The 19,208-nt window shown below is 56.8% G+C and carries 22 protein-coding genes and 5 pseudogenes; 23 read left to right on the top strand and 4 right to left on the bottom strand.

The annotated features are described in order from the left end of the window. Nucleotides 1-38 precede the first annotated feature (38 nt). The 6 genes and pseudogenes from ATB1_RS04665 to ATB1_RS04640 all read left to right on the top strand — a co-directional run bounded on the left by ATB1_RS04665 (nt 39) and on the right by ATB1_RS04640 (nt 3,280). Nucleotides 39-437: a type II toxin-antitoxin system death-on-curing family toxin gene (locus tag ATB1_RS04665; protein WP_004043161.1), complete on the top strand. Its 399-nt coding sequence runs from the start codon at nt 39-41 to the stop codon at nt 435-437. Nucleotides 438-455: 18 nt separating this feature from the next. Beyond that, the gene (locus ATB1_RS04660) at nt 456-641 is read left to right on the top strand and encodes a hypothetical protein (protein ID WP_004043160.1); all 186 of its coding nucleotides are present in this window, start codon (nt 456-458) and stop codon (nt 639-641) included. A 703-nt stretch (nt 642-1,344) separates the two neighbouring features. After that, nucleotides 1,345-1,905, top strand: coding sequence for a hypothetical protein (locus ATB1_RS04655; RefSeq protein WP_241768063.1), 561 nt, complete (start codon nt 1,345-1,347; stop codon nt 1,903-1,905). A 248-nt stretch (nt 1,906-2,153) separates the two neighbouring features. Then, the gene (locus ATB1_RS04650; protein ID WP_042662470.1) at nt 2,154-2,405 is read left to right on the top strand and encodes a ribbon-helix-helix protein, CopG family; all 252 of its coding nucleotides are present in this window, start codon (nt 2,154-2,156) and stop codon (nt 2,403-2,405) included. After that, nucleotides 2,402-2,865: pseudogene (locus tag ATB1_RS04645) on the top strand (nucleic acid-binding protein). Before ATB1_RS04650 ends, ATB1_RS04645 begins: the two are co-directional and overlap by 4 nt. 124 nt (nt 2,866-2,989) lie before the next feature. Beyond that, nucleotides 2,990-3,280: a hypothetical protein gene (locus ATB1_RS04640; RefSeq protein ID WP_042662469.1), complete on the top strand. Its 291-nt coding sequence runs from the start codon at nt 2,990-2,992 to the stop codon at nt 3,278-3,280. Between the two features lie 327 nt (nt 3,281-3,607). Here ATB1_RS04640 and ATB1_RS22305 read toward each other — a convergent pair whose 3' ends face one another. The 3 genes and pseudogenes from ATB1_RS22305 to ATB1_RS04625 form a co-directional block, all read right to left on the bottom strand. Continuing rightward, nucleotides 3,608-4,321, bottom strand: a complete 714-nt coding sequence (locus ATB1_RS22305) for a hypothetical protein (protein ID WP_198526042.1) — start codon at nt 4,319-4,321, stop codon at nt 3,608-3,610. Further along, nucleotides 4,321-5,396: pseudogene (locus tag ATB1_RS04630) on the bottom strand (hypothetical protein). The gene ATB1_RS22305 and the pseudogene ATB1_RS04630 overlap by 1 nt, the downstream one beginning before the upstream one ends. A 173-nt stretch (nt 5,397-5,569) precedes the next feature. After that, the gene (locus ATB1_RS04625) at nt 5,570-5,812 is read right to left on the bottom strand and encodes a hypothetical protein (RefSeq protein ID WP_042662468.1); all 243 of its coding nucleotides are present in this window, start codon (nt 5,810-5,812) and stop codon (nt 5,570-5,572) included. A 214-nt stretch (nt 5,813-6,026) separates the two neighbouring features. Between ATB1_RS04625 and ATB1_RS04620 the strand changes: the two genes are divergently transcribed. The 5 genes from ATB1_RS04620 to ATB1_RS21940 all read left to right on the top strand — a co-directional run bounded on the left by ATB1_RS04620 (nt 6,027) and on the right by ATB1_RS21940 (nt 8,769). Further along, nucleotides 6,027-6,380, top strand: coding sequence for a hypothetical protein (locus ATB1_RS04620; protein WP_042662467.1), 354 nt, complete (start codon nt 6,027-6,029; stop codon nt 6,378-6,380). After that, the gene (locus tag ATB1_RS04615; RefSeq protein ID WP_042662466.1) at nt 6,377-6,718 is read left to right on the top strand and encodes a hypothetical protein; all 342 of its coding nucleotides are present in this window, start codon (nt 6,377-6,379) and stop codon (nt 6,716-6,718) included. Before ATB1_RS04620 ends, ATB1_RS04615 begins: the two co-directional genes overlap by 4 nt. Nucleotides 6,719-7,066: 348 nt before the next feature. Further along, nucleotides 7,067-8,335, top strand: a complete 1,269-nt coding sequence (locus tag ATB1_RS04610) for an RNA-guided endonuclease TnpB family protein (RefSeq protein ID WP_042662465.1) — start codon at nt 7,067-7,069, stop codon at nt 8,333-8,335. Nucleotides 8,336-8,431: 96 nt separating this feature from the next. Next, nucleotides 8,432-8,623, top strand: coding sequence for a hypothetical protein (locus ATB1_RS21355; RefSeq protein ID WP_128081387.1), 192 nt, complete (start codon nt 8,432-8,434; stop codon nt 8,621-8,623). Beyond that, the gene (locus ATB1_RS21940) at nt 8,620-8,769 is read left to right on the top strand and encodes a hypothetical protein (RefSeq protein ID WP_157837712.1); all 150 of its coding nucleotides are present in this window, start codon (nt 8,620-8,622) and stop codon (nt 8,767-8,769) included. The genes ATB1_RS21355 and ATB1_RS21940 overlap by 4 nt, the downstream gene beginning before the upstream one ends. A gap of 936 nt (nt 8,770-9,705) precedes the next feature. On the opposite strand, the gene ATB1_RS20300 is transcribed toward ATB1_RS21940, so the two are convergent. Next, a complete protein-coding gene (locus ATB1_RS20300; RefSeq protein ID WP_157837711.1) occupies nt 9,706-10,917 on the bottom strand; it encodes a hypothetical protein in 1,212 nt (403 codons plus the stop codon). Nucleotides 10,918-11,136: 219 nt separating this feature from the next. Here ATB1_RS20300 and ATB1_RS22300 point away from each other — a divergent pair, with 219 nt between their 5' ends. From ATB1_RS22300 to ATB1_RS20275, 12 genes and pseudogenes are all read left to right on the top strand, one after another. Then, on the top strand, nt 11,137-11,427 hold the full coding sequence (locus ATB1_RS22300) for a hypothetical protein (protein ID WP_013035190.1): 291 nt from the start codon (nt 11,137-11,139) through the stop codon (nt 11,425-11,427). A 229-nt stretch (nt 11,428-11,656) separates the two neighbouring features. After that, nucleotides 11,657-12,953: pseudogene (locus ATB1_RS04595) on the top strand (RNA-guided endonuclease InsQ/TnpB family protein). Beyond that, nucleotides 12,950-13,195 (top strand): annotated as a pseudogene (locus ATB1_RS22890) (hypothetical protein); the annotation flags it as partial. The pseudogenes ATB1_RS04595 and ATB1_RS22890, both read left to right, overlap by 4 nt. An 87-nt stretch (nt 13,196-13,282) precedes the next feature. Continuing rightward, nucleotides 13,283-13,642, top strand: coding sequence for a helix-turn-helix domain-containing protein (locus tag ATB1_RS04585; protein ID WP_004061479.1), 360 nt, complete (start codon nt 13,283-13,285; stop codon nt 13,640-13,642). Then, nucleotides 13,639-13,980 (top strand): type II toxin-antitoxin system PemK/MazF family toxin, encoded by a 342-nt coding sequence (locus tag ATB1_RS04580; protein WP_042662463.1) that lies wholly within the window; start codon nt 13,639-13,641, stop codon nt 13,978-13,980. Before ATB1_RS04585 ends, ATB1_RS04580 begins: the two co-directional genes overlap by 4 nt. Nucleotides 13,981-14,024: 44 nt before the next feature. Then, nucleotides 14,025-14,285, top strand: a complete 261-nt coding sequence (locus ATB1_RS20280; protein ID WP_082256271.1) for a HalOD1 output domain-containing protein — start codon at nt 14,025-14,027, stop codon at nt 14,283-14,285. Nucleotides 14,286-14,667: 382 nt separating this feature from the next. After that, nucleotides 14,668-15,036: a hypothetical protein gene (locus ATB1_RS04570; protein WP_042662461.1), complete on the top strand. Its 369-nt coding sequence runs from the start codon at nt 14,668-14,670 to the stop codon at nt 15,034-15,036. Then, nucleotides 15,033-15,602 (top strand): hypothetical protein, encoded by a 570-nt coding sequence (locus ATB1_RS04565; protein WP_042662460.1) that lies wholly within the window; start codon nt 15,033-15,035, stop codon nt 15,600-15,602. The genes ATB1_RS04570 and ATB1_RS04565 overlap by 4 nt, the downstream gene beginning before the upstream one ends. A 553-nt stretch (nt 15,603-16,155) precedes the next feature. Next, nucleotides 16,156-17,296: pseudogene (locus ATB1_RS04560) on the top strand (RNA-guided endonuclease InsQ/TnpB family protein). Between the two features lie 227 nt (nt 17,297-17,523). Then, complete coding sequence (locus ATB1_RS04555) at nt 17,524-18,051, top strand: helix-turn-helix transcriptional regulator (protein WP_042662459.1); 528 nt, start codon at nt 17,524-17,526, stop codon at nt 18,049-18,051. Further along, nucleotides 18,052-18,495 carry a hypothetical protein gene (locus ATB1_RS04550; RefSeq protein WP_042662458.1) on the top strand — a complete coding sequence of 148 codons (444 nt, stop codon included), beginning with the start codon at nt 18,052-18,054 and terminating at the stop codon, nt 18,493-18,495. It begins immediately after the preceding gene. A gap of 214 nt (nt 18,496-18,709) precedes the next feature. Beyond that, on the top strand, nt 18,710-19,208 hold a 499-nt coding region (locus ATB1_RS20275; protein WP_128081385.1), incomplete at its 3' end, for a BtpA/SgcQ family protein.

Raw genomic sequence — 19,208 nt, 5'->3', positions numbered from 1 at the left:
AAGAAACGACTATTGGCTAGCGCGAGAGAGTCGCAATTGTGACTGACGACGTCGCGTATCCTTCGGTCGAGCTCATTCTCGATCTCCACGAGCAGATCGTTGACGAGGGCGACGCCACAGAACCCGGAATTCGATCGGAGGACGCAATCGAATCTGCAGTGCAGTACGTCTCTGAAGGATACTTTGGGGAGGTTCCACAGACACTGCATGAAAAAGCGGTACATCTGATGCGGCTTCTTGTTGCGGATCATCCGTTCGTCGACGGGAACAAGCGAACGGCGCTCCGAACGGTAGTCGTCTTCTACATGCTGAACGGGTACACGTTCGACTACGGTGACGAAATTCGCGCCTTACTGCACCGCTTTGCGACCGATGAATCCGCCGTCGACACTGAGACCGCAGTGATCTACTTCCGAGCGTGCGCTCGTCGCAACTGATAAAGGGACACACAGAGTATGTTCGACACAGAGATGGCGTCCAGCACCGATTCCTCGGCGACGGTCGATGAAGAAGTTCGCCGATTATACGAGCGGTATCAGGCGGCCGATAGCGACGAGGAACGTCATGCGATCGCCCTTGAGATGGGGAAACTTGACGGACGCCGCCACGCAGAGATCTACGCCGCACTCGAAGACGAGTAAGCCAACAGAATTCTTCCGACTCCCCGCCGACTCGCCCCACCCCGGCGACGACGCTTCGTGGCTGACCGACCATCGCGACGTGCTTCGACTCGTCCTCGACGACATTGAAGACCGGATAGCTGCCCTGTGAAGTGAGTAAGAGTCACAGTCTCGCATGGGTTGTTTATCGGCGTCTCTAGAACACTTTGCGTTTTAGTGTCTTGCAGTCCACCGGGTTCTGATGAATTCGCAGAACTGCAGATCCTGTACGATGCGAACGAGACGCGATACGTCTCTTCAACGCCAGAAACATGCAGCACGTGACAGCATGCGCAGCGTGACTCACTATGGCTGATCCCAATCTCTTCGACGACACGAGTGTTACTCCACACAGTTCGAGAAACTATAGCTCGCTGTCTTTGACCGCGACTGAACGGTCAACCGCGGTGCAGGTAGAGTGTCCTACACTCTCTCCCGCTTCGCTGGTTACTGTGGTCAAGACCAAGTCGTGAAGTCGTGTCACACGCCGCAAACCGTGCCAAGGGCGACATCGCCCGTCTCTGGAGGCTCACTCAGATTAGATTTATTACTACCACAGCTGTTAGCGTTTTTCGTGCACATTGACAGAACTCGGATTCGTCGACTTGCAGAGCGACTCGACGAGGAGGGTGTCGTCAATCGGCATCGTCGAGAGACACGATCGGAATTCGAGCTCGTCTATTCTGTGTCGATTCCACCCTCCACGGAGGACTTAGATACAGTCTTCAAACGCGTGATTCAGGCCCGCTCTCAACCCCTGGGCCAAGAAGCGTACGAAATACTCGTGGCCAACATCGATCCCACTTCAGTTCTCTCCTTGGACAGCCGAGACGAAGCGTTTCGTCGACTATATGAGCAGAAACACATCGGTCAGAAGATCGCCAACGAGTTCCTTCGCATTGCCGTTGACGTCCTCAATGTGAATCCCGAGTGGCGCAATGACCTTCACGTCGCCCTCGATACGAATATCCTCCAAGCACTCGTGAAGACTGGAGGAATTCGGCTGAACTCCTCGGAAGCAAATCGGTCGGTCGGACGTCTCGTCAACATGGATCCCGATGCTGACCCGAACAAACTCATCGGGTACAACGATCTCCAAGACGCATTCCAGGACGCAGCGGCGCACATTGATCAGCCTCGTATAGTCTTTGACGAACTATGGACCGAACACCGTTCGTTCATTGCAGACCCACTCCTCCGTCCACAGAGCATCTTCGCCGACTTACTCATTGAGAAATACCTATAGTTCGGATCTGTTGCTGTGTCTCGGGGTTAGTTTCTGTTGCTGTCTAGTCGTGATGACACCTCCCTCGCAGCTACTTCTGCTCACTCCGTGGTGCAACCGCTACGCGCCAACGGAACCCCATCTCGCGAAGAGTGGGGTTCGGACGATGTCGATGTGAGAATGAACGAAACGGTTGTCCAAGGTCGTTTCTGAGACCTCCCATAGGGTGTCCACAGATGTTTACGCCACCACAGAGCAATCATCTACCCATGGCCACGGATCTTACTGAACGGGTGCAAGAAATCGCCGAAGCGCGGGGCATCCCCGAATCAGAGATCCTTGAACAGGCGTTGGAACGCGGCGTCGAAGATCTCTGGGTTGACCTCGTTCTCTCGCGATACATAGACGACGAAATCGACCGCGAGACCGCAATCAACCTCGTCGGTCGAGACCGCGTCAAACGAGCAGAGCAGGAGGTACAGGCTATCGAAGACGACGTTCGGTGGGGACTGAATGCGTGATCCTCGCGGTTGCTGATGCGGGCCCTATTATTCATCTCGACGAGATTGACGCGCTTGCTTGCTCTCGGTCGTCGATGAGTTGTTGATTCCACAGACTGTCTACCAAGAACTCGAGGCGGGAACGGTCCCACCTGCGCTCGAAACCATTGAGTACGAACTAGTCGAGAGTGACACAACTGATCTTGGCGTCGAGTTGGATCCCGGTGAGACAGCTGCACTCGCCATCGCATCTGAACGCGCTGCCGTACTCCTGACCGACGACCTTGCAGCACGAGACGCTGCGAACGATCGCGATGTGGAAGTCCATGGCTCGATTGGGATTCTCGTGCTTGCGTTCACACGGGGAGAACTCGAGAAATCAGCGGCGGCTAAGCTGATGCGAGCACTCCAGACTGAAACGAGTCTCTTCGTTACTGACGCTGTGGTTGAGCACGGTATCTCACTCCTCGATGAGTGCTAATTACCGACGACGGCAACGTTGTCGGCTATCGCAACCTGCAACTGGACTGACTCTCCGACTGGGCTGTTTCTCGTGCACACCGTGAGACGTACAGCACGCAATAGGGTGCGCTGCGTGACTCTCTATGCCTAGTCCCGATCCGCACGACGACACGAGTTGCGACTACGAACAGTTCGAAAAAGAACAGCTTATCCAGGACCGCGATGCCGGCAGCGTCGACATGGCAGACCTTGACGACGGAACGGCCCAGTACATTGTCAGCGAGCTCATCGACGCGGACATCGTCACTCCGGTCCCCGAGGACCGCGTTCTGGTTCACGAGCCGAGCAGCACTGCGTTTGGCTCAACGATGCAGCTGGCCGTCTTCCACCGTGGCTGGACGGCTGGCCGCGGTGCTGACGTGGACGACGAGTGAGACAGCAGACGCTCACGGGGTGTCCCTTTTTGTGACACCCCCGCCCGAGACCGAGACTAGCGTGGCCCACACCAAGACAGGACGAATGGGTCACTCATTCGGTCTGCGTCGACTGCGCAGTCCAGTCGGCGGCGAACCCGGACGGGCGTGCTCACCAGGACTGTGACGATTGTTGGCTCATCATCGATACACGCCCTTGGAGTGGTGTTCGACGAGGGCGTTCTGCAGTAGTCGTTATCGAGCTGCCAACTGATGCTGGTTACTCTTGGGTTGGCCCTCCGAATGATACCCAACTGCGATCGGATTGGATCTAGCGTCTGCACACGTTTAATCCAGCGGCCGGTAATGATGCAGATCGTCTGTTGCACCCGGATGGCTCGGCAGGTCGATCTGGGCGACGTGTTCGTAACGAGCGGTAAGGACGTCGAAAAATCGCATATCTGCGAACGCCTTGTATCCCTCTCCGGGTCGCTCGCCGATGTAGACGACGTCACCGTCGTGGAGGAGGAGTGCCTCGTAGGCCATCGGCCCGACTGGTGGCCAACAAAGGACGAGTGTCTCCGTCTCGCTGTACTCCAACAAGACATCTTGGTCGCCAGACTCGACTGGGAACCACGGATCGAGGATTGGATCGATGTCGTAGGCAGTGATGTCGGCACCGCAGTTGTCGAGTTCGGACGCCCAGTAGCCCTTCCATGCCCCGAGTTCGATGAGTGGCCCCTGCTCGCGCAGATACTCCAGTGCCTCGCGTGTTGGAATCGCAAACGCGTACTTCGCGATCAGCCGCTGTTGGACGTCGGTCTCCCACTGCGCTGAGATGGGCATACCGATGTCACACTCGCGTTTGCGACGTCTGAGCCTCGTGAGTGCTTCTTGGATTGCCGTGATGTACTCGATGGTGTCGTCCTCGTTACAGACTGTTTCGACGAAGTCAGCCCACGAGACAGAGATCGACGCTGGTTTCTGGTCGCGATAGCGGTCGCTTATGTCTTCAGGGTCGCCACCCCGCCTGCGAATCTCATCACGTGGATACTCGGTCATCACTCGGTGAGGTGCTGCCAGATCGTGGTAGGGTCGGCGTCGTTGAGCATAGCGTTCGTCTGTATCTTTCGGAGTTCGGCAACACAGCGCTCGGCGACGAGTGGATAGACGTTTCCAGGCACGATCGCCCTGTCGAGTTGCATAATCTCGGGGTAGTTTTCGGCCCAAATGTCCTCAACAATTCGCGGATAAAGGTCATTAATGAGGTGCTGGCCGAACTCGCGGCCATCTTCGACGACCATCGTTCGGACCTCTTTCCGGATACGCGCCGGCGTACAGTAGGTTGCAACGAGATACTCCGCACCCGTTTCGGCCTCATCGGGATTCTGGCCAAACTGTTCACGGTTCAACTCGTGAAATGCCTCACGGACGATTTTCACGCGGCGCTCATACGTGTCGCTGCGCACAACGACACCCTCTGCGTGGACGCCCGCTGCAAGTGACGACGGCGGCACGTCGAATGACTCGGGATCGATAGTACTCTGTTCTTCGAGGATTGTCGCCGGGAGGAACGAGCGCTCGCTCGGGGTATCTTCGTGGCGGATGCGTTCGAGGATACGCCAGACTGTGGGTGTGTCGAGGAATCCCGCGAAAGTCTCCGTGTAGGGGTTCCCTGCGGGGGTGTAGGTCTCGATACGATCAAACGGGAGGACGTCGAAACCAATGAGTGCTGGGAGTTCGCGGTCGGTGTAGCCGTAGTCGAGCGTCGAGTAGACGAGATTCTCCGCATAGACGACAAGCGGGCTCGCGTATTCATCGTGTACGCGTCGAAGCGCCTCCGTGTCGACGCCGTCACGGAGGCAGCGAACCGCACGGTGAAGTGCCCCGTCAACCTCTCCAAGTGAGTCACGATGGCAGCCCATGATGGACCGACGTGTTCCGAAGACGAGACTCCCGTCTCCGTCCGCGGCCTTACTGACAGCACTCGGATAGCGTCCGCATAGCGCTCGTCGTAGAGTGCGAAGCGGAAGGCGCTCCCATCGAACTTCTCGACGACGACAAGGTCGTCTGCGTCGAAGAAGTCGTCTGGAACGATGGGGTGGTCGTAGCGTGGAATTTTTGGATAGACCTTCATCGTGGATTTGGTGTGAGTCGATTCAAGTGGTTGACTGGGTCTGAGGTAGCGTCGGGTATGGGGCGCGCGTGGCCGACACGTCTGTAGATCGACTGAACGACTGCGACACCGACGTTGTTTGTATCCCTCTTGGAGGGGACCGACGGATACCGCTCCAGCAGCGTCGGTGTGGATTAGTCGTCGGGGTGGTCGAGACCGTTCTTGAGGTCATCGAGGTCTCGCTCGAGACGTTCGATGTGTGTTTCGAGTTCGTTCACGCTCATGAGTGCGAGCCGGAGGAACTCGTCATCACGCTCAGGCATGAGCGGAAGCTGGCTTGCGGCCGCGACTGGATCATCGGCCTCGTCGGCGCCCTTGCGGACGAGTTCATCGCGTGCGGCACGCAGTTCGCGTCGGAGGAGTTCAGCGTCATCCATGGTGATGTACGTATCCAGGATGCAGCCCGCTACGAGCCCACAGGGGGCGAGGTCGTGCGGACCGCGTCACCGAATACGTGGTTTCCTGACCAACGAGTACGAATGCATGCTCGTTCTGTATAGTAGGGTCGGATAAGTGCTTTCTGTCGGCCGAGAGTGGACCCGCCGTGGACCCATCCACACGATTTAGGCGCATGCCAGCCGACTTTGACGTATGGAGTGTCCGGACTGTGGTGAGCCGTACGTCTCTCGAGAGGTCGGCCCCGGGCGGCCGCCATCGACGCCCCTTGCCAACGCAATTCTCGATACCGAACAGGGCGAAGAAGTCATTCTCCACCGGCAGTGCTGGACGTGTGGGTGGAGCGAGGACCGCCACGTCGAGGTGGCCGCGATCGAGACGGAGCACGGCGATCCAGAAATCGTCGATCGTCAGCAACGGCTAAGCGAACTCGCGGGCCTGCTTGAGGAAATTGAGGATACTGAGACACTCGACTCAGTGCTCCACTACGTCCGCCAGCAACGGTCTGGGGACGAGTGGGGACCATCGTCACTAGAGGAAGACCTGTGACGGAGACTGACGCGCCCTACCCAGTCTATGAGGCGACAGGAAATCCAGCCCACCCATCGTTCGAGGACGTTTGCTGTTTCCTGCTTGATCGTGGGCACAGTTCGCGTACCGACCAACAGGATGCCCACTTCGACGAGATGATGACGGGCGTTCTTGCCCGCTATGACGAAGAGACCGTCCGGACTGTCGCATCTCGCATTCTCGTCGAATGTTACCTCTTTCGGACAGCAACTGTTGATCTTGACGTGGAACATGTTGACGGCGTCCGAATCGGGACACTCGCTGTCGAGATGCTTTGGGAGCTACACGACCCGACAGATACGTCTACTTCGACCTGACGAGCGTATTGACTGAATACCGTGTTCTCACCAAGATACGCTGCATGGTGGTTCTTGTAAGACAGCTACCGGTTGGTAGCGTTTTCCGCCCCCAGCAGGGGTGACGGAGACCACGAAATGTCCGGACGCAACACCGACAGATCATGTCCAATCACCAGGGTGACTGAGGCTTTATATGATACAGGGACGTGGGTTATGGAAGTTTCAAGGCTAAAACCTCACCCTTCAGGGCGGGGATACAGCCGACAACTCCTCCACTAACCACGTTCGATTGCAGACCGGATATTCTACGTCTCGGTCGTTACTTTTAATAAATTATTTCTCATAAGTGCTTATGAACACAGTCCGATGCTGGAAACAACCCGCACCTATCGAGCAAAAATCGTCAACCACTCTCAGGTGAGTGACGACCTCGATGACTGCGGACACTCAGCATCCAAACTGTGGAACGTCGCCCGCTACCACATCCAGCAAGAATGGGATGACACTGGCGAGATTCCGTCCGAAGCCGACCTCAAGCGCGAATTAAAAGACCACGAACGATACAGTGACCTGCATTCTCAGTCAAGTCAGCGCGTTCTCGAAGAACTCGCTGAATCGTTCACCGGCTGGTTCAAAAAGCGCAAGAACGGCGACACAGACGCGAATCTCCCCGGCTACCGAAAGCGAGGCGACAATCATCCACGCTCCACCGTGACGTGGAAACAGATGGGTATCAAGCACGATTCCAAGCACAACCAACTCCGTCTGAGCAAAGGCTTCAATCTCAAGAACCACCGCTCGGACTTCATCCTCGCAGAGTACGAGACGCGCCCGGACGTGACCGTGGAGAACATCCAGCAGGTTCGAGCCGTGTGGAACGGCGACCGATGGGAACTCCACCTCGTCTGCAAAGTCGAGATTCCTGTCGAGGACGCACCCGGCGACAACACGGCTGGAATCGACCTCGGCATCAAGAACTACCTCGCTATCGCCTACGACGACGGTGACGCTGAGTTGTATCCGGGGAACGTTCTCAAACAGGACAAGCACTACTTCACCCGTGACGAGTACGACACTGAGGGCGAGAACGGCCCGTCGCGCCGTGCGCTCCGTGCCCGGCAGAAACTCTCGCGTCGGAAAGACCACTTCCTGCACGCCCTCGCCAAGCATATCGTTGAGCAGTGTATCGACCACGAGGTTGGTCGCATCGCCATCGGTGACTTGAGCAAGATTCGTGAAGACGAGAACGGTGATGCTCGAAACTGGGGGAAGCGTGGAAACAAGAAACTCCACGGATGGGAATTCGACCGCTTCACTACGTTGCTCGGATACAAGGCCGAAGAACACGGCATCCTCGTTGACCGTGTTTCAGAGCGAGACACGAGTAAGACGTGTTCGTGTTGTGGTCGAAAGCGTGATGCGAACCGTGTGGAGCGTGGGTTGTACGTCTGTGGGTCGTGCGGTGTGACGATGAACGCAGATGTGAATGGCGCGGTGAATATTCGCAGAAAGATAACTCAGAGTCCTCCGACGGAGGATATGAGTAACGGTCGTTTGGCACGGCCAGCAGTCCACCTGTTCAACCAAACCTCGGGGCGTTTCGCACCGAGCGAACAGGTGAGTTGCGAACCCTAATATCCCAACGCTCGGGAATCCTCGCCCTTTAGGGCGGGGAGGATGTCAAGCAGTCGTCAGGTCACTTGAGGGAAGACTATCCTGATTAGGGACCTAATGAGTCCTTCAGATACAGAGATGGCGTCCAGCACCGATTCCTCGTCGACGGTCGAGGAAGAAGTCCCCCGACTGTACGAGCGGTATCAGTCGGTCGAGAGCGACACGGAACGCCGTGAAATTCCCCTCGAGATGGGGAAAATCGATGGACGCCGCCACGCGGAGATCTACGCTGCGCTCGAAGACGAGTGAGTCAACAGGTTCTCAGTACCTCCTTAGCTATTGACGACCGCTTTGCTATCCGGTGCGACGCCTCGTGGCTAACCGACCATCACGACGTGCTTCGGCTCGTCCTCGACGAAATTGAAGATCGTCTAGCGGCCCTGTGGAGTGAGTAAGGGCTGTCCCAAAGGTGAGCCTGTATCGCGAACGGTTTTATCACTCCGCCGAAGGTTAACCAACACAGAACCATGGCCCTCCTCAGTGTTGGTTAACAACGTGGCAGCGAGTAGTTTGTCCGCACCTGAGAGGCCGAGGCGCGTCAATACGCGTCAACGTACCTCCATCTCGAGAGGATTGTTGGCTCGGTTGATTTCGATGTGAGAACGAACGAAACAGTCGTCCGAAGTTGTTTCTTGGAAACTCCATAGACTGCATCATACCTCATGAGTGGACAGGTATGACTGTGTGAGAATATTTGGAAAGATGCTGGGTTCAAATCATGAACTCGGCGGCGATACAACGAGTATCGTAACCGAAGTAAACAAACCGATATCTGCCTTCTGACAGGGAATTACAGACATAGTAATCTGGATTCGTGTCGTTTTGCCGTGAGAGCCCTCCTTGAGTAAACTCAAATTCCCAAGTAAATCCGGCACCTGGTTTATGCTCTACCGCTTCGTCCGACCACGCTGGTCTGGCATGGACCCAGAATATCGATTGCCACCTTTGGTCTGTCTTTTTTTGGATATCGTACTTAAAACGGTTTCCGGAATACTTCGTTTTCTCGGTGCTATTCGTCATCTGGACTTGAAGTTCCTCACCGATCGAACTAGGAGAGCGAGGAATCGAAAGATCGAACGCCGAATTCTCTGGGCCCTCACACGTAATTTGAAGTCGGTTTAAATCGTCACACATTGATTTGGACGTATTATTTGGGTCTGAAGATGATTCATCGTCAGTTCCGTTTAACGTCTGCTTCCCAAGACAGCCGGGGAATGCTAGTGAAGTTGCTCCGAGTGACAGTAGTAACTTTCGTCGATTCATACACGATATCTGTCTCATATAATAAAAGGCACTCCGGTGGGTTAAGTATCGATTTTAGTTACTGGATATTAGACAGTCACATTAAACTGTGATTCAATAGCAGACATTAATGTACCAATGGCGTCATCGCTACCATCAGTTCGGTGTCCGTAATTGATTCCAGCGATAAGTGGTCGTCCATAATCGTCTTCTCTGTAGTGGGGTCCACCAGAGTCCCCACCGCGACTAATTGCATCGGTGTCGAACGTAGAACCGTATGCATACGTCACATGACCAGAGCAGATGCCTGTATTAGCACCCTGCTTTTTCACCTCCCAGCTCGTATCGCCTTCACGGTCTTTGATCTTGGTACCCGAGATGATCCCGAATACGTTTGGTCCATACGGCGCAGAATCCGTATTCTCGGCGAGACTGTAATCAACGTTCGCACCGTTCCGCATCTGTATCACACCAGCATCAACCGGCAATCCCGGATCAACACGAGTGTCGTCCGGGGTGCCAAAGCGGTCTTCTTCAACTTCGTCGTTCTGGTAACACTTATCAACCCCTTCGTCTAGGCAGTGACCTGCACCAACGATTACCAACTCGTCATTCAAGTCGTCGTGTGCAGGCGTTCCAGTCGTACAGTATCCCGACTCAGGTATATAATAACATCCACCGGGGATATCAGGGAAGTATTCCGTGTCGTAGTACTGGGTGTCTGGATCAGTATCGCAGGGGAAGTCCGGCTTAACAGTTACCTTCTCTGCCTTCACCGGGATATCTTCAACTGCACGTTCTTCCTCGGTTCCTCTACCAGCGACACCGGTAGCCGAGGCTGGGAGATGATCTTCAAACTGAGTGAACGCCATGTCGGGGCGAATCTCGTCTCCACTTGATGTTTCCTGAATAAGGTATTGAACGGAGACCACCTTCCGTCGACGATGGCCGGAGGTATCAGTCGTTACTCCCACTCGTACCGGAACTGGGAGTGATGAAAGTTGTTCTTCTACTTGTTTGCGTACATCATGAGCACTCTCAACGATAGCCCATTTCTCTCGGCTGATCTTGTAGTATTTGGGCTCTCGATTTGGTTTTACTGCTTGGTTTACCACTGCGTCGTGGTTCGTATGGACTAGTCTACCAAGGCGAGGGACTTCATCGTCGAGGTTCACATCTAACTCTGCAAACGCATCCTGGGACATGAACGAAATCGCTGCGCCTCCTACGCCCAAACTGCTGAGAGTATTCAGGAACCTACGCCGACCCATTCGAGTCAACTTTCTTCTTTTCTCAGACATCCTGTCACTAGTTAATCTTGTTTCATTCAGGATATATAACATTTACTTGCATTTTCAGACATCGCTCTTCTGTAGACGTTCGTTGATAGCGTCCAGCTGTCACTCTGGGATCGAAGAGGGGAGCGACACTGCGTTAGCGGTGTCCAACACGAATGATATAGAACAGTTTGTCCGCGCCTGAGAGGCCGAGGGGCGTCAATACGCGCCGACGTGATTCCCATGCCCGGTACAGACGCACTCGACGATGCATCAGCCGACCACGAACGGTTTGAAGCGGAACTCGTCGCACAGGATCAAGATGCTGCCCGCGTGGTGGTAGCGGATATCGACGAGAGGGGAGCCCATTCTCTGGTCAATGACCTCGTCGACGACGACGTCGTCACTCCCATCCCCGACGAACGCGTCCTCGTCCACGAGCCAAGCGACGAGGCATTCGATTCGATTCTCCAACTCGCGGTCTTCCATCGAGGCTGGACCGCCGCTCGCGACACCGACGAGGGAGAAGAGTGATGCAACAGACACTTGCTGGCTGTGCCTTCTGCGATGCGGTTCCCGGTACAGACGTGGGGGAGGCACATACCTGGGGAAAAGACGAACGAGTCACAGAGGTGCAAGGAGGAAGCCCACGACTTCAGCCGTGGGAAGAATCCGACTCGAAACAAACCACGAGCGATAGCACCCCGACTCCCCCACGCAAGTCGTAGTTTTATAAAGAACTAATCTGATATGTGAAATACGAATGGAGGACGTGATTCGCACCGTCAAGGTCAAACTCGACGTACCCAACGAGCGGTGCGACGACCTCCATCAGACAAAAAATCAGTTCCTCCACTGTGCGAACACTACTGCAGAGTGGGCGTGGAGACACCCGGACGACTACTGCGTGACCTCGAAACAGAAAGCCGAGAAAGCCCTCTACGAGCAACTCCGCAACGAGACAGAGTTGACTGCAAACCTCGTTCAGAAAGGGATTCGGCGTGCTATCGAGGCCACGAAAAGCGGTGTCGCCCGACTCAAGAAAGGCGACAACACGAGCCAACCGCACTTCGACGCGTGGAGCGTCGTCTACGACAAGCGTTCAGCGACGTTCCACCGCGACCACGTTTCGCTCTCGACGGTGAACGGTCGCGTCAAGTGTGACTACGTGATTCCCGACAGCTCCGAGGGAACGCCGATTGGCGAGTACCTGTTGAATGAGGATTACGAGTTCCGAATGTCCACGTTGCAATACGACCGCGCCACAGAGTCGTTCTACCTCCACGCACGGATGCGCCGAACCACAGACGAACAAGAGCTGTCGATGACTCATTCTGACGCCAAGCACAGAACAGTCCTTGGTGTTGACCTGAACGTGGACGGCTCGCTCGCCGTGACGTCCACAGGCGCATTCATCGGGAACGCCGAGAGATGAATCATCGACGCCGAGAGTTCGAGAAGACGCGTGGGTCGATGCAACAAACTGGAACGCGGTCGGCACACCTGTCGATTCAGTCGATGAAAAACCGCGGACACCGCTGGATGCAGGACGAACTACACCGAGCGTCTAACCAGATTCTCGAAGAAGCCCGCGACCACGACTGTACTCATATCTCATTCGAGAATTTGACCGACATTCGTAAGCGGATGGCTGGCACCAAGCGGTTCCACGCATGGGCGTTCCGACGCCTGTACCAGTACACCGAATACAAAGCCGAAATGTTCGGAATCGGGGTTGAACAGATAAGTCCTGCATACACGAGTCAGCGGTGTTCCAAGTGTGGATTTACGCATGAGGACAATCGGCGGTCGAAGCACCAGTCGTGTGTCAGAAGTGTGAGTACGAACTGAACGCGGAGTATAACGCGAGCAAAAACATCGCTCGCAAACTCTTGAAACGTCTCCACTCGGGGCAGAAGTCTTCGAGTGGAGGCGCACCCTGTCAGTGTGCGCTACCGTCAGGGACGCTGAACCTGAACGGCGATTTCTGCGCCTCCGTCGATTCGACGGCAGAAGGGGAGTCCACTGACAAGCCCACGACTTCAGTCGTGGGTAACTGACACACCCGATCTGCGTCGACTGCGCGATCCAGTCGAATCCCGATCCCGACGAGCGTGACCATTACGCCTGCGATAGCTGTGGTCTCGTTGTCGATGCGCTTGCAGCCCTCACACAGTTCCGTGTCGAACTCGGCCACCTAGAAGGCGCGTTACAGCTGTGCGAGCAGTGTAACCCAGGCGGACTGGCGACGTACTGGACACGCGACCTCAAGCAGCATCGCGTCGCGACGCCAACGGAGTGACTCATCGCGCGTCTCTGTGCACGGAGAACCCTAACCAACAAGCAAACGCACCAAACAACTATCTTCCAACAGCCCCAACACTAGTCTATGTCGAGCGGCACCATCGATATCGACGAGTTCGAAAACGCCGACGCCGACGAATTCGAGGAACGGAACGATACCGAGCAGATCGTGCTGTTCCTCGACGACCACGACGACCGTGCGTGGAAGGCAGCGACGATCGCCGAGCGGCTCGGGTTGGACACGGATGCTGTTAGTGCAATCCTGTCGCGATTGAAGGAGCGCGGTCTCGTGCGGCACAAGCGCCCGTACTGGGCGATCACGGACAACAAGGAGCGACTCCAGTCAGCGTACCGGCTTCACCGACACCACGAGAGTGCAGCCGAACAATATGGCGAAGAGCGTCTCGAGGATCTCCGGACCGACCAGATGGAAGAGGTACAGTGACTGCGTTCGAGGATCTGGAACGCGGCGACATCGTCTGGGGGGCCGATCCGCTCTCGGAGAAAGGTCGTCCGCTGCTCATTATAGGGGCCCCTCAATTCCCGAACCATGGCGTGCAGCTCATCACTGTCCTGATTTCCACGAAGACCTATCACGAAGAAGCACTCGCACTCAGGGACGACGACTACGAGGGCGACCCACTCGGGGAACGAAGTCACGTCCTCCCGTGGTCGCTTGCGACTCTCAACAGTGCTGCGGACGTCGACCACTACCTGACATCGCTGGTGGACGACCGCGCCGAGGATGTGGCGAGCCAAGTGATCGACTACATATCGTCCTGAGAATAACGTTTTAAACGATAGCCAGCTTCATAGTAAGTGTACAGATGCAATCCCCACCAACAGGCAGTTCAGGTGGATCAAGCGACCTCCTCGTTGAAATCGTCGAGACACTGGAGGCATGTGGACTCGATGACGACGCCTATCAACTCCACGAGTACGTCGACCCCGGTGCGCTCGAGCAGTTGATCGATTCCGCCGATGAGACCATCTCTGTTCAGTTTACTGTCGAGGGGATTCCGCTCGGTGTCTCGCCGGACGGTGTTGACGTCATCATTGAGGACGAATCGCAGTCCGTCGGCGAATAACGACTTGCGGTTCCGAGACAGGGATTGTTCCTGAAAGCCCTCGGCCGCTCGACGCCCCGCGACCACGTGAGACTGCGTCTCGCTTGCTCCCGTTCGCTTCGTCGCCGGCGCAGAGCGCCGGCTTCTAGCGGGACTAAAGGTCACGCACGGCTCACGAGGACGCCGCTGCACGCCTCACCCCTGCGGTGCCCCCCGGCTCCGCCTGAGGGCTAGCGAGCGCTTCGCTCTCACGTCGCTTGCGGATCCCGGCGAGCATTTCGTTCGTGAAACCGTGTCGCAGTAACCGTTGCCCGGCCCGTTCAAACGGTGTTCCCTACCGATGTGCAAGCTCTACACATTCGCCGAAACCGTTATGCGTCCATGTGCAGAATTTGCACATGGAATGAGCGCGAGTGACAAACCCCGACGGGTCCACTTCCAGTCGCCCGAGTACCTTGTCGACCGACTCGACGCGATTGCGGCACTCTTCGACAAGGACCGGACAGACCTCCTCGTCGAAGCGATCCGCGAGTACATCGAAGACACTGCCGACAGCGAAACGTTCCAAGAACTTGTGGCAACGAAGTACTACGACGACCAGCTTGAGTTCGAGACGGTCAAGCAGTTGGTCGGCGCTGAAACCGCCCAACGGCTCCGCTTGCTCAAGGCAGACCTCGAGGGCGAGCCATTCGATCTCACTACGCCCACTGACGTCGACATCTACGGCGACGACGCGACGACGGTCGAGACTGGTGACGGCGACGAGCGATGAGCAGGCTGCGACTGCGGACAGTCGTCGCCGACACGAGTGCGCTGGTCAGTCTCGCGGTTCCCCGCGCCGACGCGGCCGTCGACACTAACACTCCGGACCCGTTCCAGTATCTCCTCACGTCGTGCGAGGTGTTCGTGCCGCCAGAAGTGGTCGCCGAACTCCGTGATATCACGCAGTACCAAGACATCCACGCCGCGGCTGCGAACAACGTCCTCGCGGCCCGCGACTACTACACGGTCGCGGACCCCTACGAGCGCGAGGATACACCGGACTCCCGGCCGACGTTCGGGCTCGACGACGGCGAAACCGACGGGATTGTCCTTGCGAACGCGCTCGATGTCGATGGGTTTCTCACCGACGAGTTCGGCGGAACGAACTTCCCACTGATTCACGCCGTGCTACAGGGCCCGCGGATCGTCCCGACACCACGGCTCATCGTCGACTACGCTCGGAACGGACATCTGAGCCCCGAAGAGGCTCGGACGCTGATCACGACCATTAGCCCGCATCGGAGCTGGGAGAACAGTCCGTACGTCACACAATTGCTCCACCGTCTCGACGAGTAACCGGTCTCCAAGTGGGGACACCGAACACCCAGCGCCGGCGACGACTCCTGAAAGCCCTCGGCCGTTCACGGGCGGCGTCGCCGCCCGTTAGCTCGGGAGAGCAAAGCTCTCCCGCCGCTCGGCATCCCGCGACCACGCGAGACTGCGCCTCGCTTGCACCCGTTCGCTCCTGAAGACTCGCTTCGCTCGTCTTCCGTGCTCCCGCTCGCTACACTCGCGGGAACTCCGCTCACGGGAACCCCGCTGCACTCCTCGTGCCTGCGGTGGTTGCGGGGCCGGGGACGTTCACGGCGCTTCGCGCCGTGTGCTCGGGAGACGCAGTCTCCCGGTGACCGAGACGGCCTCGCCCTTTCTGAGTCCGCCAGGATGGCGGCTGGGTTACAGAAATTCGAGGACAAGCCCACGACTTCAGTCGTGGGATGAATCCGACCACTCCGACACCAACCCTCCTTCGATAGCACGGCGTAGGGTTGATAGAAACACAACATCTAATAATAGATGGTATCGAGCCAGACCATCGAACAATACATCGAAGCGCAGACAGGACAGTAGGATGCAGCGCGAAGTCGCTACCACGGTACGAGTCAAACTCCACTCGTTGACCGAGAGGAAGGCTGTCCTTCTCTCTCGGGAGTACGATGCTTTTCAGACCGCCGTGCAAGGTGACGACGCGAACCTCTACTCCGCGACGAAGCAACAAGCGTCGAAGGTGCGGAAACAGAAGAATCCGCGCCGAGACACCGAACAGCCTGTCGTTCTCCGAAACGATGTTCTCGGCGTTGAATACGACGAGGATACCGTTTTATCGTCGTGGTGGGTCAAGATACCTCTCTACGACCCCGAACGTGGTCGTGGCAACTCGATTTGGTGTCCCGCCATCGTCCCCGAAAAAGACGAACCACTCGTCCGTGAGGGGAAGGTTCGGGACTCAGAACTTATGCGACGAGACAACGGCTGGTACGTCCACATCGTCGTCAAGAAGCGATACGAAGTGCGAGAGGAGTACGGCGACGTTCTCGCCATCGACATGGGCGCGAGGTGGATAGCAACGTCTGTGGCGTTGTCCACCCGCGAGACGACCTTCTACGGCAAGGACGTGCGTCGAATCCGCGAACACTACAAGCAACTGCGAAAGTCAATCGGCAAAGCGAAGGTACGACAAGGACGACAGGTCATCCACCGAATCGGGAACACCGAATCCCGAAAGGTAGACGACTGTCTCCACAAGATTTCTCGCACCATCGTTGACGACGCTGTGGCCCGAAACGCGGTTATCGCTGTGGGCGACCTCGGCGGTATCCGCGAGGGCAACGACAAGGGGCGACACTTCAACGACAAACTCCACAAGATGCCGTTCGCCAAACTCCTGTCGTACATCGAATACAAGGCCCACCGCGAGGGTATCGAGGTGGTGCTGGTGGACGAAGCGTACACGTCTCAGACGTGCAATCGATGCGCCGAGAAAGGGGTTCGGAACACACAAGGTCGGTTCCGTTGCCCGCACTGTGATTTAGACGACAACGCCGACAAGAACGGTGCAACGAACATCGGAAAACGAGTGTTGGGTAAGTTCTCGAAACCGCTATCCGACACGGGGCCGTACTGACTCGGCCCGAAACTCAGGTCGTCGTTGAACCTGAGGACTCCCAAGGTTCCGTGGCTTAACCCTCAGTGAGGGAACCCCACGACTATAGTCGTGGGAGAAGTCAGTCAACCATGACGCTCACAGAGACAGTCGATTTTCTCGCCGAGGAGTTAGATCTAGAGCGGAGTCAACACGTCCGACAGGTCGGAAAGGCAGTCGCAAGACTACGTGATTGAACAAGACTGGCCCTACCTTCCCAGTAACCCAACACAGCACTCAGTTGCATATATTTGAAGGATCCGAAGATATATTGAGAGTGGCCTCCTACAGATAGGTATGACCGAGTTCGATCCGGCCCCCACGTCCAACGATACGCAGCGCCGGTGGCAGACAGGGACAGACACGTTTGGTCGTGTCTACGACGTCGTCCTCGGCGTTACCGCTCCGACCGCCTACACCAAGATCGCTGAGCTTGCAGACTGCTCTCCGAATGCCGCCAAAAAGCACCTCGACCGCTTGGCGGAGATGGGCATCGCTCGAGCCGAGAGAGACAGCCGCCCGGCGACATACGAACGAAACGAGGGGTATCTCGAATGGCAGGACGCCAGTCGAATCGCAACCGAGCTCTCTATCGAAGCGATCATCGACCGCGTGGAGGCGCTTGAAGCCCAGCGAACGGAATACGAAGCGCAGTTCGAGACGACAGACCCAACGGCTGTCAACGTGTTCGAGCACGATAGTCACGGAACCATCCACGAGCGGATGACCGCAGTTAGTGAATGGCAGGGCGTGATTCGGGATATCCGGCTGTACGAACTTGCTCGCCAGCTCTCCCAGAACGACGGGCATCTGATTCCGGCCTAAATGAGCCAGCCACCGGAGGATTCGGACCCCCACTCGACAGGCCCACCGGATCGACAAACACTGCGCCTGCTGGAGCGACACCTATCGTCGGATTCGCTCATCGCCGAGACTGCGTTCGACCCGGATTCATACGAACCTCGACTGCTTCGTGGACTGCTCGACGCTGGACGATATCCTGACACAGTAACAGCGGCCCGTCTCGACATCCGATGGTTCACGACTGGCGATTTCTCAGTCCACTACGTCGAAGAGCACGAGGACGGGAAACGCTGGGAATGTCGCTGGGACCGGCACCCGAACGCGCACAACACACGGTTGCACTTCCACAAGCCACCGTCTGCTACCGAAATCACCGACCTCGAACTCCCGTCGCTCCATCCACTCGAAGTATATTCCACCGTCCTCACGGCGATCGAGCAACGCATAGAGATACTGTGGCCCTAGCACGTGCTGGGCTCGGCCGAGAGATCTCTCGAGTATATTTGTCCACAATTGAGATCGGACTACCGACTCAGCTGGTTCGCCCCAGCGATTTCAGCCCCTGCCTCGCGTCAGCACTCGACTGAGACCACGATTACTCCGGCCGTGCAGCGTGACTGAAGGCCTCAACAGTGGCGTACATCTGTACGGTTAAGTCTCTCGAACGGGCACACCAGATATGGATTTCTTCAGCACAGAAACCCCAATTATCGGAATGGTCCACCTACCGCCCCTCCCGGGTTCTCCCGGCTTTGATGGAGATCGAGACGCACTTCGAACCCGACTCCTCGAAGATGCGGCAGCACTCGAGGCGGGTGGTGTCGACGGCATTATGCTCGAAAACTTCGGTGATGCGCCGTTTTATCCAGACCGAGTCCCCCGTCACGTCGTCGCTGACGTCGCAGCACTCGCGAGCACACTTCGTGGGCATGTCACCGTGCCGTTTGGCGTGAACATCCTCCGAAACGACGTTCAAAGTGCCCTCGGCATTGCCGCTGCGACAGATGGAGCCTTTGTTCGCGTGAACGTCCATACCGGTGCTCGGCTTACTGATCAGGGCGTCATCGAGGGGATGGCACACGAAACGGTCCGGCTGCGTGATCAACTCGACACCGATGTTGCCATTCTTGCAGACATCGACGTGAAACACTCTGCACCACTCGCTGACCGGTCACACT

It is taken from the genome of Haloferax sp. ATB1 (assembly GCF_000730175.1).
This window is presented reverse-complemented; position numbering and strand designations above follow the sequence as displayed.